At 69.2% G+C, this 14,316-nt stretch carries 11 protein-coding genes and 1 riboswitch; of the genes, 6 read left to right on the top strand and 5 right to left on the bottom strand.

The features are described from left to right. Positions 1-63 precede the first annotated feature (63 nt). The 6 genes from ACWFRJ_RS19280 (at position 64) to ACWFRJ_RS19255 (ending at position 7,302) form a co-directional block, all read left to right on the top strand. Entirely contained in the window at positions 64-1,407 is a 1,344-nt protein-coding gene (locus tag ACWFRJ_RS19280) for an HD-GYP domain-containing protein (protein WP_453531776.1), read from the top strand. Next, entirely contained in the window at positions 1,404-2,702 is a 1,299-nt protein-coding gene (locus ACWFRJ_RS19275; protein ID WP_453531773.1) for an HD-GYP domain-containing protein, read from the top strand. Before ACWFRJ_RS19280 ends, ACWFRJ_RS19275 begins: the two co-directional genes overlap by 4 nt. Before the next feature lie 105 nt (positions 2,703-2,807). Then, entirely contained in the window at positions 2,808-3,788 is a 981-nt protein-coding gene (locus ACWFRJ_RS19270; protein WP_453531770.1) for a tetratricopeptide repeat protein, read from the top strand. Positions 3,789-3,852: 64 nt separating this feature from the next. Then, on the top strand, positions 3,853-4,503 hold the full coding sequence (def, locus tag ACWFRJ_RS19265; RefSeq protein WP_453531767.1) for a peptide deformylase: 651 nt from the start codon (positions 3,853-3,855) through the stop codon (positions 4,501-4,503). A gap of 325 nt (positions 4,504-4,828) precedes the next feature. Next, positions 4,829-5,950, top strand: a complete 1,122-nt coding sequence (gene cyc1, locus ACWFRJ_RS19260) for an epi-isozizaene synthase (RefSeq protein ID WP_453531764.1) — start codon at positions 4,829-4,831, stop codon at positions 5,948-5,950. Then, positions 5,947-7,302, top strand: a complete 1,356-nt coding sequence (locus tag ACWFRJ_RS19255; RefSeq protein ID WP_453531761.1) for a bifunctional albaflavenone monooxygenase/terpene synthase — start codon at positions 5,947-5,949, stop codon at positions 7,300-7,302. The genes cyc1 and ACWFRJ_RS19255 overlap by 4 nt, the downstream gene beginning before the upstream one ends. Here the strand turns inward: ACWFRJ_RS19255 and ACWFRJ_RS19250 are convergent. From ACWFRJ_RS19250 to ACWFRJ_RS19230, 5 genes are all read right to left on the bottom strand, one after another. After that, positions 7,256-8,260 (bottom strand): helix-turn-helix domain-containing protein, encoded by a 1,005-nt coding sequence (locus tag ACWFRJ_RS19250; protein ID WP_453531758.1) that lies wholly within the window; start codon positions 8,258-8,260, stop codon positions 7,256-7,258. The genes ACWFRJ_RS19255 and ACWFRJ_RS19250 overlap by 47 nt on opposite strands. A gap of 237 nt (positions 8,261-8,497) precedes the next feature. After that, on the bottom strand, positions 8,498-9,520 hold the full coding sequence (locus tag ACWFRJ_RS19245) for a ribonucleotide-diphosphate reductase subunit beta (RefSeq protein WP_453531755.1): 1,023 nt from the start codon (positions 9,518-9,520) through the stop codon (positions 8,498-8,500). Further along, complete coding sequence (locus ACWFRJ_RS19240) at positions 9,520-11,952, bottom strand: ribonucleoside-diphosphate reductase subunit alpha (RefSeq protein ID WP_453531753.1); 2,433 nt, start codon at positions 11,950-11,952, stop codon at positions 9,520-9,522. The genes ACWFRJ_RS19245 and ACWFRJ_RS19240 overlap by 1 nt, the downstream gene beginning before the upstream one ends. A 133-nt stretch (positions 11,953-12,085) precedes the next feature. Next, a riboswitch (cobalamin riboswitch) is annotated at positions 12,086-12,209 on the bottom strand. A 108-nt stretch (positions 12,210-12,317) separates the two neighbouring features. Then, positions 12,318-13,967 carry a monocarboxylate uptake permease MctP gene (gene mctP / locus ACWFRJ_RS19235; protein WP_453531750.1) on the bottom strand — a complete coding sequence of 550 codons (1,650 nt, stop codon included), beginning with the start codon at positions 13,965-13,967 and terminating at the stop codon, positions 12,318-12,320. After that, the gene (locus ACWFRJ_RS19230) at positions 13,964-14,233 is read right to left on the bottom strand and encodes a DUF3311 domain-containing protein (protein ID WP_249587841.1); all 270 of its coding nucleotides are present in this window, start codon (positions 14,231-14,233) and stop codon (positions 13,964-13,966) included. Before ACWFRJ_RS19230 ends, mctP begins: the two co-directional genes overlap by 4 nt. Positions 14,234-14,316: the final 83 nt, after the last annotated feature.

Below are 14,316 nucleotides of genomic sequence, written 5' to 3'. Positions count from 1 at the left end.
TTCTAGTCTCCGGACCTTGGACGGTCACGGGGAGTTGGACGGTCACGGGGAGGAGGCGGTGCCATGCGGTCCATCGCTCCGTCGGCGCGCGCCTACATCCTGTGCGCCGCCCTGGCCGCAGGCGCCTGCGCGGCGCCCGCGCTGACCTCGCACACGCCGTGGGCCGCGCTCGGGCTCCTCGCCGCGCTCTACGCGGGGTGCGAGCAGGCATCGCGGTGCCGGGTCATCGGCCGCCGCGGCCCGAACGGCCTCGGCACCTTCTTCCCCGTGCTGCTCGCCGCCGTCTTCCTGCTGCCGCCCGCCGCCGCCGCGCTCGTCGCGGTGCCGGGGGCGCTGCTCGCCCGCGTCGAGCGGAGCCCCCGGTGGGTGCGCAGGGTCTGGCGCGTGGCCCAACTCGTCCTGGCCGCCTGGGCTTCGGCGTGGGTGTACGGAGCGCTCGGCGGACACGAGGCGGTGGCCGCGCCCCATTTCCCGTACGCCCTCGTGCCCGCCGGAGCGGCCGTCCTCGCCTTCTCCGCCGTACTGACCGCCCTGGACGGCGGCATCCTGGCCACCGCGGAACGGGTGCCGGTACGGGCCGCCTGGCGGGGGCTCTTCCTGCGGTCGTTCGCGCCGGTCGCGGTGCACGGTCTCGCCGGTCTGATGATGGCGGTCCTCTGGCGCAGTCCGTACGGGCCGCTCGCCGCGCTCCTCGTGCTGCTGCCGATGGGGGTCTCCTGCTGGGTCTTCGCGCAGTACCACCGCGAGCGGGCCGCCCACCAGGCCACGATCCGGGCGCTCGTGCAGGCCGTCGACATCAAGGACCGGTACACCCGCGGGCACAGCGAGCGCGTGGGACGGGCCTCCGTGATGATCGCGCGGGAGCTGGGGATGGCGGACGAGAGGGTGGAGAGCCTGCGGTTCGCCGGAATCCTCCACGACGTGGGCAAACTCGGCGTACCGACCCGGCTGCTGCGCAAGGACGGGCCGCTGACCCCGGAGGAGCGGCGGGTCATCGAGCTGCATCCCGAGTACGGGCACGAGATGGTGCGGGGGATCGGCTTCCTCGGGGAGGCGCGGGCGGCGATCCTCCACCACCACGAGCGGATCGACGGCAGCGGATACCCGTACGGGCTCGTGGGGCGGCAGATTCCGGAGTTCGCGCGGGTGGTGGCCGTCGCGGACGCGTTCGACGCCATGACGTCCACGAGGTCCTACCGGAGGGGGAGGCCTGTTGATGCCGCCGTGGCCGAGTTGGCGCGGTGCGCGGGGTCGCAGTTCGACCCCGCCATGGTCGCCGCGTTGCAGCGGGCGCTCGGCCGGTACGGGTGGCACCCCGAGGTGACCGCTGACGTCGCGGGGAGTGTGCCGTCCCCTCGACAGGGGGAGTCCGGCGTTCCCACTTCCCCCGGGGCGGGAGCACGATGAGCGCCGCTCTGTCGGAACCCGGCGCCGACGGTCGTACCCAGCCGTTCAGCCGGCCCACAACGGTGACGGCGCTGGTTTACGGATCCGCCGGAGTCCTCACCCTGCTCGCCCTCTGCTGGACCCTCTGGCGTGGAGTCTCCGAAGGTGGCGTCGCGCTGGCCTTCGGGGGGCTTGTGGTGGTGGGGGAGCTTGCCCGGTGGGGTGCCGGTGGAAGCGATCGGGAGCCCGCGCCGCTCGGTTCCGCGGGCGCGCTGGCGTACGCGCTGCTCGGGGAGGTCGGGGGGCGGCCCACGCACCACGGTGTGTTCCAGGTGATCGCCGTCGTCGTGGCCGCCGCGCTCGTCGGGGCCGTGCCGAACGTGGCGCTCGGCAAGGGGCCCGCCCTCGACCACGTGGCCCGGCGCGTGCTCACGGTCGGGTTCGCCGCCGCGTGCTTCCAACCGCTCTACAACGCGGGGAAGTTGGGGGAGTGGGCCGGGCAGGGGCCCGCCTTCGCCGTCGTCATCGTCGCGCTGCTCGTCCTGACCGCCCTCTGTGACGCCGTGCTCGCCGCGGCCATGGCGCACGCCCGTACCCGCTGGCCCTTCGGGCCGCTCCTGCGCGACGAGCTGCGGGCCATGCTCGGCATCGGGTCCGCCGTGTGCGCGACGGGGGCCGTCATGGCGCTCGCGGTCGCCGTGGCGGGGCTCTGGGCGCTTCCGGTGTTCAGCCTGCCGCTGCTCCTGACCCAGCTGTCGTTCGGGCGGTACGCCGCCGTGCGGACCACCTACCGGCAGACCATCACCTCGCTCGCCCGGTCCACCGAGATCGCCGGATACACCCCGCAGGGGCATGCCCGCCGCGTCGCCGCGCTCAGCAGGGACGTCGGGCGTGAGCTGGGTCTCTCCGCTCCTGGCCTCGCCGTCCTCGAGTACGCGGCCCTGATGCACGACATCGGGCAGCTCTCCCTCATCGACCCCGTGCCCGCGGGCGCCACCGCGGCCCTGCCGGACGCGGAACAGCGGCGCATAGCCCTGCTCGGGGGCGCCGTCGTGCGTCAGACGGGGGTGAACGGCGACGTCGCCGTGGTCGTGGAGCGGCAGGCGGACCCCTATCGCGAGCAGCCCCTCGCCGCCCGTATCGTGCGAGCTGCCAACGCGTACGACGAGATGGCGAGGGGAGAAGGTCCTGGGGGCCCGCTCAACGCCCTGGAGCGGCTGCGTCTGGGCACAGGGCGCGACTACCAGCCCGAAGTGGTGGAAGCCCTGGCCCGCGTCCTTGCACGGGGCGGTCATAGCTTGCCCCCGGTTGGGTAACCCATGGGTAATGAGCGGCCGTCCGACCGTACGTGGTTGGATGCGAAGAGGGCCCTCAGGGGCACGGCGGGACTACAGGAACTCAGTAATCGGCAGGCGGGAATCGTGAGGATCTTCGGCAAGGGACGGCACCGGCCCTCCGCCTCATGGCGGCAGGCCACCGACCGCGCCTTCACGCTGATCGGCGACGGGCGGTACGAGGACGCGGGCGCGCTTCTTACCCGCGCGGCGGATCTCGAACCGTGGCTCTCGGAGTCCTGGTTCAACCTCGCCCTGCTCCATAAGTTCCGGCACGACTGGGAGCAGGCGCGCGCCGCGGGGCTGCGGGCCGTCGCGCTGCTCGACAAGTCGGCCGGGGCCCCCGACTGGTGGAACGTGGGGATCGCCGCCACCGCCTTGCAGGACTGGCCCCTCGCCCGGCGCGCCTGGCAGGCGTACGGCCTGCGCGTTCCGGGTGGTGTGGCCGCCTCCGGGGAGCCCACCGGCATGGACCTGGGCAGCGCCGCCGTGCGGCTCTCGCCCGAAGGAGAGGCCGAGGTCGTGTGGGGGCGCAGGCTCGACCCCGCCAGGATCGAGATCCTCTCCATCCCGCTGCCCTCCTCCGGGCGCCGCTGGGGCGAGGTCGTGCTGCACGACGGCGTCCCGCACGGCGAGCGGACGACGGGGGCCGGGGACTCCTATCCCGTCTTCGACGAGATCGAGCTGTGGGCGCCCTCACCGGTCCCCACCTGGGTGGTCCTCCTGGAGGCCGCCACCGAGGACGACAGGAACGCCCTGGAGAGGCTCGCGGCGGACGCGGGCTTCGCCGCAGAGGACTGGTCGTCGTCCGTACGGCTGCTCTGTCGCATGTGCTCCGAGAGCCGCATGCCGAGCGACGAGGGCGACGGCGAACACCTGGACCCGCACGACCACAGCGAGCCCGGCCATCCAGGACCGCTCGGCCATCGCAGCCCCGGCGCCCTGTGGGTGCCCGAGCGCGAGTGCGGCATCGCGGCACCCGCCGCACTGGTGCGCGGGCTCCTGGACGGCTGGGTCGCGGACAGCCCGGACTCCCGTGACTGGCGGGATCTGGAAGAGGTCTGCTGACTCCTGGCCGTAGGCTGTACCGGCACTATCTCTTGTGGGTTCCCAGGAAGGCGTACGTCGGACAATGGCGCAGGACACTGAGCAGCAGGCCTCGGGCGGGGTCCTCCCCGTAGACGACGAGGGCTTCGTCATCGACACGGAGGACTGCGAGGAGCGGGAGACGGCCTACCGCGAGCGCGGCACATCCCGGCCCATCACGGTCGTCGGAAACCCTGTGCTGCACAAGGAGTGCAAGGACGTCACCGCCTTCGACGACGACCTTCAGCAGCTCGTCGACGACATGTTCGCCAGCCAGCGGACCGCGCAGGGCGTGGGCCTCGCCGCCAACCAGATCGGCGTCGACCTCAAGGTCTTCGTCTACGACTGCATGGACGACGAGGGCGTGCGGCACGTCGGCGTGGTCTGCAACCCCGTGGTGCGCGAGCTCCCCGCCGAGCGGCGCCGCCTGGACGAGGCGGGCGAGGGCTGCCTCTCCGTGCCCACCGCCTACGCCGACCTGGCCCGCCCGGACTACGCCGAGGTGACCGGGCAGGACGAGAAGGGCAACCCCGTCAAGGTGCGGGGCACCGGCTACTTCTCGCGCTGCCTCCAGCACGAGACGGACCACCTGTACGGCTACCTCTACATCGACCGCCTCTCCAAGCGCGACCGCAAGGACGCGCTGCGGCAGATGGAAGAGGGCACTCCGCGCTACCCCGTCGTGCCGAACGACTGAGCGAGCCGAGGCGCAAGCCAAGCGCAAGCGAGCCACCTGCGGCCCCTGGTCGGGATCTCCCTCCCGTCCAGGGGCCGTTCGCATGCCGTGTTCGTATGCCGTGTTCGTATGGACCGGTCAACTGTGCGAGCAAAACAGGCTTGCGATGATCCAAAATTGGTCACGTACATGGATTTTTTCGGCACTGGGGGGTAGTGAATGGCGCAAATCTGTTCCCTGAACGGTCAGTTGTGGTGCTGAATGGAAAGCGCGGGGAAACGCAACGGCGCGCGCCCGGCACGGCGGGAGGGGCGTACGTCCTCAAGCGGCTGAGAGGGGCCAGTTCGTGCCTGCATATTCATTTGGCACTTCACCGACACAGTCACAGACACCGGCGGTATCCGTGCCGCCGGCGTTGGCGCTCCCGGTGATCGAGGAAGATTTTCCGCGACGACTACATCCGTATTGGCCGGAGCTTCAGGAAAAATCCAGGACATGGCTGCGCGAAATGCGCCTCATGCCCCCGGACAAGGTGGAGCGGTACGCCGACAGCCTGTGCTACACCGACCTGGTCGCCGGCTACTACATTGGCGCGCCCGATGAGTTGCTCAGCGCGATAGCCGATCTCAGTAGTTGGTTCTTCGCGTGGGACGACCGGCACGACCGCGACTCGGTGCACGGCAGGGCCGCGCAGTGGCGCCGCCTGTGCCGGGGCCTCCACGAGACGCTCCGGGCGCCCCGGCAACAGGTGCACCACCGCGACCCTCTGGTCGCGGGGTTCGCCGACTGCGTCCTTCGGCTGTACTCGCAGCTCGGACCCAGCTGGAACGCCCGGTTCGCCCGGCACTTCCACAGCGTGATCGAGGCGTACGACCTGGAGTTCAGGAACCGCAGGACCGGCACGGTACCGACCGTCGAGGCCTACATCGAGCTGCGCAGGCTGACGTTCGCGCACTGGACGTGGATCGACCTGCTCGAACCCACGGCGCGCCGCGAGCTGCCGCAGGACGTGCGGAAGCATCCCGCATATCGGAGGGCTGCGCTCGCCACGCAGGATTTCTCCGCCTGGTACAACGACCTGTGCTCACTTCCCAAGGAACTCGCGGGAGATGAACTGCACAATCTCGGGATCAGCCTGATCCACCACGAGGGCCTTTCCCTCGAAGAGGCAGTGGCGGAAGTCCACCGACGGGTGACCCGATGTGTATCGGAATTCCTCGTGGCGGAGCAGGAAGTATTGCGTCTCGCAGGTCAGCTGGCCGACGGAAGCGCATACGGCAGGGAACTCTCGGACGCGGTGGAATCGTGCGTCGCAAACATGCGGAACTGGTTCTCTTCCGTGTACTGGTTCCACCACGAATCCGGCCGCTATCGGGTGGACAGCTGGGACGACAGGTCCATTCCGCCGTATGTGAGCGACGCGGCAATGAGCGGCTTGGCCGAAAACGAATTGGTAGGTGAGGAATGAGCGTCGAATCCGCGATACCCGCGACTCCGGCGGCGACTCCACCGCTCGTCAGCGGTGGCGCCCCGCTCATCGGGCACGCCTGGAACCTGGTGCGCGACCCGCTCGGCTTCTTCGCCGCGCTGCGGGACCACGGTGATCTCGTACGCATCAGGCTCGGCCCCAAGACGGCGTACGCGGTCTGCGACCCGGAGCTGGTCGGGCAGCTCCTGCGGAGCCCCGACTACATCGTCGGAGGGCCCCTCTGGGACACCCTGGAAGTGCTCCTCGGCAAGGGTGTGGCGACCAGTAACGGCAAGACGCACAAGCGTCAACGGCGCATGATGCAGCCCGCGTTCAGGCGCGAACGGATCGCCGACTACGCCAAGGTGATGGAGGAGGAGGCCCGCGCCACGGCCGCACGCTGGCGCTCGGGCGAAACCGTCGACATCAACGCGGACATGTTCCGCACGGCCGTGCGCATCGTGTCCCGCTCGCTCCTCGAGGTCGACGCGATCGGCGAGAAGGCGGACCGCATCGCCGACTCGCTGCACACCGTCTTCGAGGGGCTCTACCGCAGGATGGTGCTCTCGGTCGGTCCGCTGTACCGCGTGCCGACCCAGGGGAACCGCCGCTTCCAGAGCGCGCTCGCCGATCTGCACGCCCTGGTCGACGAGATCATCGCCGAAGGAAGGGCGGCGGGAGCCGACCGGGACGACCTGTTGGCCGAAATGCTGCGGGCGCACGATGAATCAGGTCAGCCGCTCAGCGATCAGGAGGTCCATGACCATGTCATCTCCCTCGTCGTGGCGGGCGCCGAGAATATCGCGTCGACCTTGGCATGGACGTTCCATCTGCTGGCCGAACACCCCGAGCAGGAAAGGCGATTGGTTGAAGAGGTAAATGCCGTCGCACCGGATCGGGAGATCACATTCGCCGACCTCAAGGACCTTCCGCACACCCGGAATGTCGTCACCGAGGCCATGCGTATACAGCCGGCTGCCTGGATATTCACGCGCCGGTCGGTGGGAGAGACCAACCTGGGTGGCTACCGCATTCCGGCCGACGCCGACATCGTCTACAGCGTGTATGCGATGCAACGCGATCCGCGTTCCTTCGAGCAGCATCTCCGGTTCGACCCGGACCGCTGGAATCCGGAACGTGCTTCGGATGTACCGGAGTTCGCGATGATGCCGTTCGGAACGGGCAACCGCAAGTGCCCGGGTGACCACTTCAGCCTGGCCGAACTCGCCATCATTCTGGCCACGGTGGCTCCGAAGTGGCACCTGGCGCCGATCGCGGAGACCGACGCCGACACGAAGATCGGTATCACCCTGCAGCCGAAGAGGCTGGTTCTGAAGGCCGAGAGGCGCTGATGGCCGCCGGTCCGCGGAAGGTGCGGCGGTAGGCGTTGGGTGTGGTGCCGAGCGCCCGCAGGAACTGGTGGCGCATCGCCGCGGCGTTGCCGAACCCGGCACGCCCGGCGATGGCGTCCACCGTCTCGTCCGAGCCCTCAAGCAACTCCTGTGCCAGGAGCACCCGTTGGCGCAGGAGCCAGCGGTAGGGCGTGGTGCCGGTCTCCTGCTGGAAGCGGCGGGCGAAGGTGCGCGGTGACATGTGCGCGCGCTCGGCGAGCAGCTCGACGGTGATGTCCCTGTCCAGATGGCGCTCCATCCAGGCGAGCACCCCGCCCACGGTGTCGCACGACGTGCGCGGCAGCGGGCGCTCCACGAACTGGGCCTGACCGCCGTCGCGATGGGGCGGTACGACCATGCGGCGCGCGATGGCGTTGCCGACCTCGATGCCGTGCTCCTGGCGCACGATGTGCAGGCAGGCGTCGATCCCGGCGGCGGTGCCGGCCGATGTGATGACCGGGCCCTCGTCCACGTACAGGACGTCGGGCTCGACCCGGGTGCGCGGATACCGCACGGCGAGCTCCGCGGAGTGCCGCCAGTGGACGGCGCAGCGGCGGCCGTCGAGCAGCCCCGCGGCGCCGAGCACGAAGACCCCGGAGCAGACGGAGAGGATGCGGGCCCCGCGGTCCACCGCGCGGCGCAGGGCGGCGAGCAGATCCTCGGGGAAGTCGCGCTGCGCGAACGACTGGCCCGCGGGAACGGCGATGAGGTCGGCCTCTTCGAGCCGGTCGAGACCGTACTCGGTGGTGATCGTGAAACCCGCGTGATTGCTCAGGGTCCCGCTCTCACCGGCGACCACCGCGAAGTCGTACACGGGAAGGCCCGCTTCACTCCGGTCGAGGCCGAACACCTCGCAGACGACGCCGAGTTCGAAGGGATTCACGCCGTCGAGCAGCACGACGGCCACGTTGTTCAGCATGTTCGTGAGTGTGCCGCAGGACTGGCAGTAAGTCGATGGTGTGTGGCAGTCCTGCCACTGACGCTTCCGTCGGGACCGCAGGACAGTAAGGACATGAACGCAATCCTCGATTACGCGACCGTCCTGACCGTCCTCCTTCTCCTGGCCGCACCCTCGCTCGTCGGGTACGTCCACGAGCGCCGGATCGACCGCGAGCTGCGGGAGGCGGCGTCCGCCGTCTCCCGCAGCCGGGTGGGGCTAGAACTCGTCGTCGAAGGAGACCGAGCCTTCGACCGCGACCTGGTAGGCCGACGGACGTCGCTCGAAGAAGTTGGTCAGCTCCTGAACACCCTGGAGCTCCATAAATGAGAACGGGTTCGACGAGCCGTAGACCGGCGCGAACCCGAGCCGCTGGAGCCGCTGGTCGGCGACGCACTGAAGGTACTCACGCATCGAGTCGGTGTTCATGCCGGGCAGGCCCTCACCGCACAGGTCGCGCGCGAACTGCAGCTCGGCCTCGACGGCTTCCTTGAGCATGTCGGTGACCTGCGTCTGGAGTGCGTCGTCGAAGAGCTCGGGCTCCTCCTTGCGGACGGTGTCGACGACGTCGAAGGCGAAGCTCATGTGCATCGTCTCGTCACGGAACACCCAGTTTGTGCCGGTCGCGAGGCCGTGCAGCAGACCCCGCGAGCGGAACCAGTAGACGTAGGCGAAGGCACCGTAGAAGAAGAGCCCCTCGATGCACGCGGCGAAGCAGATCAGGTTCAGCAGGAAGCGGCGCCGGTCGGCCTTGCTCTCCAGCTGGTCCATCTTCTCGACGGAGTCCATCCACCGGAAGCAGAACTCCGCCTTCTCGCGGATGGAGGGGATCTCCTCGACCGCGTCGAAGGCCGCCGCGCGGTCCTCAGGGTCGGGCAGATAGGTGTCGAGCAGCGTCAGATAGAACTGGACGTGCACGGCCTCCTCGAAGAGCTGGCGGCTCAAGTAGAGCCGGGCCTCGGGGGAGTTGATGTGCTTGTAGAGCGTGAGCACGAGGTTGTTGGAGACGATCGAGTCGCCGGTTGCGAAGAACGCGACCAGGCGGCCGATCATGTGCTGCTCGCCGGGCGAGAGCTTGGCGAGGTCGGAGACGTCCGAGTGGAGGTCGACCTCCTCGACGGTCCAGGTGTTCTTGATCGCGTCCCGGTAGCGCTCGTAGAAGTCGGGGTAGCGCATGGGACGCAGGGTCAGCTCGAAGCCCGGGTCGAGGAGGTTCTTTACGGCGGTGGTCGTGGAGCTCATTACTGGCAGGCCTCGCAGGACTCGGGGTTTTCCAGGGAGCAGGCGACGGCGTCTTCGTCGGCCGTGGCCTGGGCGGGTACGGGGGCGGCGGCGGGCGCGGGCTCGGCGGCGGTCTGGCCCGCCGCCGCGCGGGCGATCCGGGTCGCCGGGCGCGAACGCAGGTAGTACGTGGTCTTCAGACCCTGCTGCCAGGCGTAGGCGTACATCGAGGAGAGCTTGCCGATGGTCGGCGTCTCCAGGAACAGGTTCAGGGACTGCGCCTGGTCGAGGAACGGCGTGCGCGCGGCGGCCATGTCGATCAGGCCGCGCTGCGGGATCTCCCACGCGGTGCGGTAGAGGTCGCGCACATCGGCGGGGATCCAACTGAAGCCCTGCACCGAGCCGTTGGCCTCGCGCAGCGCCTCACGGGTCTGCGCGTCCCAGACGCCGAGCCGCTTCAGCTCCTGCACCAGGTAGCCGTTGACCTGGAGGAATTCACCGCTCAGCGTCTCGCGCTTGAAGAGGTTGGAGACCTGCGGCTCGATGCACTCGTACACGCCCGCGATGGACGCGATCGTGGCGGTCGGCGCGATGGCGAGGAGCAGCGAGTTGCGCATACCGGTCGTGGCGATACGTTCCCGCAGCGTGGCCCAGCGCTCCGGCCAGGTCAGCTCGACGCCGTAGTGGTCCGGGTGCAGGACGCCGCGCGCGGTGCGGGTCTTCTCCCAGGCGGGCACGGGGCCGTTGCGCTCGGCGAGATCGGCGGACGCCTCGTACGCGGCGAGCATGATCCGCTCGGCGATGCGCGTCGAGAGGGCACGCGCGGCGGGGGAGTCGAACGGCAGCTTCAACTGGAAGAAGACGTCCTGCAGACCCATGGCGCCCAGGCCCACCGGACGCCAGCGGGCGTTCGAGCGGCCGGCCTGCTCGGTCGGGTAGAAGTTGATGTCGACCACGCGGTCGAGGAAGGTGACGGCGGTGCGGACGGTCTCGTCGAGCCGCTCCCAGTCGATGTCACCGGCGGCCGTGTCCACGAAGGCGCCGAGGTTCACCGAGCCCAGGTTGCAGACGGCCGTCTCCCCGTCGTCCGTCACCTCCAGGATCTCCGTGCAGAGGTTGGAGGAGTGAACCGTGTGGCCGGGCTCCGCCGTCTGGTTGGCGGTGCGGTTGGCGGCGTCCTTGAAGGTCATCCAGCCGTTGCCGGTCTGCGCGAGGGTGCGCATCATGCGGCCGTACAGATCGCGGGCGGGGATGGTCTTGCGGGCGAGCCCGGCGGCCTCTGCCTTGCGGTAGGCGGCGTCGAACTCGTCGCCCCACAGGTCGACGAACTCCGGCACGTCGGCCGGAGAGAACAGCGACCAGTCCTTGTCGGCGGCGACCCGGCGCATGAACTCGTCCGGGATCCAGTGCGCGAGGTTCAGGTTGTGCGTACGCCGCTGGTCCTCACCCGTGTTGTCGCGCAGCTCCAGGAACTCCTCGATGTCGGAGTGCCAGGTCTCCAGGTAGACCGCGGCGGCGCCCTTGCGACGGCCGCCCTGGTTCACGGCGGCGACGGAGGCGTCCAGGGTCTTCAGGAACGGCACGATGCCGTTGGAGTGGCCGTTCGTGCCGCGGATCAGCGAACCGCGGGCGCGGATGCGGGAGTACGAGAGCCCGATGCCGCCCGCGTGCTTGGAGAGGCGCGCGACCTGGTGGTAGCGGTCGTAGATGGAGTCCAGCTCGTCCAGCGGGGAGTCGAGGAGGTAGCAGGAGGACATCTGCGGGTGCCGGGTGCCGGAGTTGAAGAGCGTCGGCGACGACGGCAGGTAGTCCAGGCGGCTCATCAGGCGGTACAGGGAGGCGACTTCGTCCACCGAGCGCGTGCTGCCGTCCTCCGCCAGGCCGCTCGCGACGCGCAGCATGAAGTGCTGCGGGGTCTCGATGACGTGCCGGGTGATCGGGTGGCGAAGGAGGTAGCGGCTGTGCAGGGTGCGCAGGCCGAAGTAGCCGAAGCGGAAGTCGGCGCCGTCTTCCAGTGCGGCCTCCACGAGACCGTCCAGACGGTCCGTGTGGTCGACGACGAACGCGGCGGTGCGGTCCGCGATCAGACCCTCGCGGTGTCCCACGGCGACCGAGTCGGAGAAGGAGCGCACGCCCTGCGACGCGGCCTCGTCCCGGATGCTGAGGCTCAGGAGCCTGGCAGCGAGCTGCGAGTACGTCGGGTCCTCGGAGATGAGCCCGGCGGCCGCCTCGGTCGCCAGCTCCCGCAGCTCCGCCAGATCCGCCCTGGCCGAACGGCCGCGCAGTGCGGCGGCGGCGACCCGGCCGGGGTCGGCGTCGGGGAGGTCGGTGGTGAGGTCGGTCAGGGTGCGCAGCAGCGCGGTTCCTGGGCCGTCGCCGGTCTGCTGACCAACGGTGGTCTGCTGACCGTCGGTGGTCTGCGCTGACGCAGGTTCGGCTGGCGCGATGGTCACGGAGCACTCCCTCGCTCGGCTCGGAACCTTGCGGAGGGGAGGAGTGACACACGGGCGCGCCGGGGCAGGGCTGCGCTCCGCGTCCACCAGCCCATTCCACGAGGCCCGGACGTCGTTGGCACCCGGACCGGTCGGAACGGGTGCGCTGTCGACAGGTCTTCGGACTCATGAGTACGACAAATGCGCACTCATACACCGTTGCGGGACAGTTCCGGACTTCCACCGGATTCCCCTGCGGCGACAACGAGCACGAGCATACATCTTGTGCTGGCTCTGGGCGGCAACCCCATATCTTGTGTCGGAGTGCACGACAGCGGGCCGCCGGATTCTTCCGGCGGCCCGCATGACGTACGTAGGGGAGAGGCTCAGTGCCCGCCCGGCGCCCCCGCCGTGGCCGGCGGAAGGTCCTTGACGACGCCGGGGTCGCCCGCGTCCGCCGTGTAGTCGCCGGGAGAGGTCTCGTCGATGCCGTCAGGCGCCTTGGCGGCGCGCAGGACGAACGTCATGACCACGGTGACCACCAGGTTCAGGACGAACGCCGTGAGGCCGATGTAGCCGATCTCGCCGATGCCGGGGATCTCGTCGGACGAGCCGCCGAAGTGCTTCTGCGTCGGTGAGGCGACACCGTACGCGGCGACCGTCCCGTAGACCATTCCGACAGCCCAGCCCGCGAGCAGCGCCCAGCGGTGGAACCAGCGGGTGAACAGGCCGCCGACCAGCGCGGGCATGGTCTGCAGGATCCAGATGCCGCCCAGGAGCTGGAAGTTGATCGCGACCGTCTTGTCCATGGTGAGGACGAAGACGAGCGCGCCCACCTTCACCAGGAGCGAGACCAGCTTGGAGACCTTCATCTCCTGTGCGGGCGTCGCGTCCGGCCTGAGGAAGTCCTTGTAGATGTTCCTGGTGAAGAGATTCGCTGCTGCGATCGACATGATGGCCGCGGGCACGAGGGCGCCGATGCCGATGGCGGCGAAGGCCACGCCGGTGAACCAGTCGGGGAACATGTTCTCGAACAGCTGCGGAATCGCCAGCTGCCCGTTCTCCACCTTGACCCCGGCCGCGATCGCCATGAAGCCGAGCAGTGCGAGCAGGCCCAGCATCAGCGAGTAGAGCGGCAGGATCGTGGTGTTGCGGCGGATCACGTTGCGGCTCTTGGAGGAGAGCGTCGCCGTGATCGAGTGCGGGTACATGAAGAGCGCGAGCGCGGAGCCGAGCGCGAGCGTGGCATAGGTCCACTGCCCGCCGGCGCCTGGTGCGAGGCCCGCGACGGGCTTGCCCGCCGCCTCGTTCGTCGCCGCGAACTTGTCGTTCGCCGCCCGGAAGATCTCGTCGAAGCCGCCGAGCTTGATCGGGATGTAGATGATCGCGACGACGATGACGAGGTAGATCAGGCCGTCCTTCACGAACGCGATCAGCGCGGGCGCGCGCAGACCCGACGAGTACGTGTACGCGGCGAGCACCGCGAACGCGATCAGGAGCGGCAGGTCCTTGATGAACCAGTTCGTGTCCGGACCGCCGCCGACGCCCATCACGTCGAGCACGGCCTGGATGCCGACGAGCTGGAGCGCGATGTACGGCATCGTGGCGAGGATGCCGGTGACCGCGACGGCGAGGGAGAGCCCCTTGGACCCGAAGCGTCCGCGCACGAAGTCGGACGTGGTCACGTATCCGTGCTTGTGGGAGACGGACCACAGGCGCGGCAGGAAGGTGAAGATCAGCGGGTAGACGAGGATCGTGTACGGCACGGCGAAGAAGCCGGCCGCGCCCGCGGCGTAGATCGCCGCCGGGACGGCCACGAACGTATAGGCCGTGTAGAGGTCGCCGCCGAGCAGGAACCACGTGACCCAGGTGCCGAACGACCGGCCGCCGAGGCCCCATTCGTCCAGGCTCTCGGTCTCGGCCTTGCGCCAGCGCGCGGCCAGGAAGCCCATCGCCGTGACGGCGACGAAGAAGAAGATGAAGACGGCGAGGGCGATGCCGTTGACGCCGCCCGTGTCCGCTGCGAGCTCGTTCATCGGGTCGCACCCCCCTGGGCCTGCTCGGCCTTGCGGGCGCGCTGGTCACGCTGCCACAGCTTGTACGCGATCATGGTGAGAGCGGTGGAGATGAGTACCCACAGCATCTGGTACCAGTAGAAGAACGGGATGCCGATGAAGGTCGGTTCGACCTTCGCGTAGGAGCTCACCCAGAGCATCGCCACGAACGGCGCTACGAGGCAGAGGGCAATGACCACGCGGACCGGCGTGATCACCGGTCTGCTCACTTCAGGCGCATCTGACACTTGCGGTTCCGCTCCCTCGCTTATCTCACCTTTAACGTGCGGGAAATCTAAGCGAGAGTATTGATCTATGGAACCCCTGTCCG

The organism is Streptomyces sp. NPDC055239, assembly GCF_053606205.1.
The sequence above is the reverse complement of the archived record's forward strand: the minus strand, read 5'-3'. Positions and strand labels throughout refer to the sequence as shown.

Excerpts from the sequence above, each read along its gene's own strand:
- mctP (WP_453531750.1), bottom strand. The coding sequence starts at position 13,967 with ATGAACGAGCTCGCAGCGGACACGGGCGGCGTCAACGGCATCGCCCTC.
- ACWFRJ_RS19255 (WP_453531761.1), top strand. The coding sequence starts at position 5,947 with ATGAGCGTCGAATCCGCGATACCCGCGACTCCGGCGGCGACTCCACCG.
- ACWFRJ_RS19275 (WP_453531773.1), top strand. The coding sequence starts at position 1,404 with ATGAGCGCCGCTCTGTCGGAACCCGGCGCCGACGGTCGTACCCAGCCG.
- ACWFRJ_RS19250 (WP_453531758.1), bottom strand. The coding sequence starts at position 8,260 with ATGCTGAACAACGTGGCCGTCGTGCTGCTCGACGGCGTGAATCCCTTC.
- def (WP_453531767.1), top strand. The coding sequence starts at position 3,853 with ATGGCGCAGGACACTGAGCAGCAGGCCTCGGGCGGGGTCCTCCCCGTA.
- ACWFRJ_RS19280 (WP_453531776.1), top strand. The coding sequence starts at position 64 with ATGCGGTCCATCGCTCCGTCGGCGCGCGCCTACATCCTGTGCGCCGCC.
- ACWFRJ_RS19245 (WP_453531755.1), bottom strand. The coding sequence starts at position 9,520 with ATGAGCTCCACGACCACCGCCGTAAAGAACCTCCTCGACCCGGGCTTC.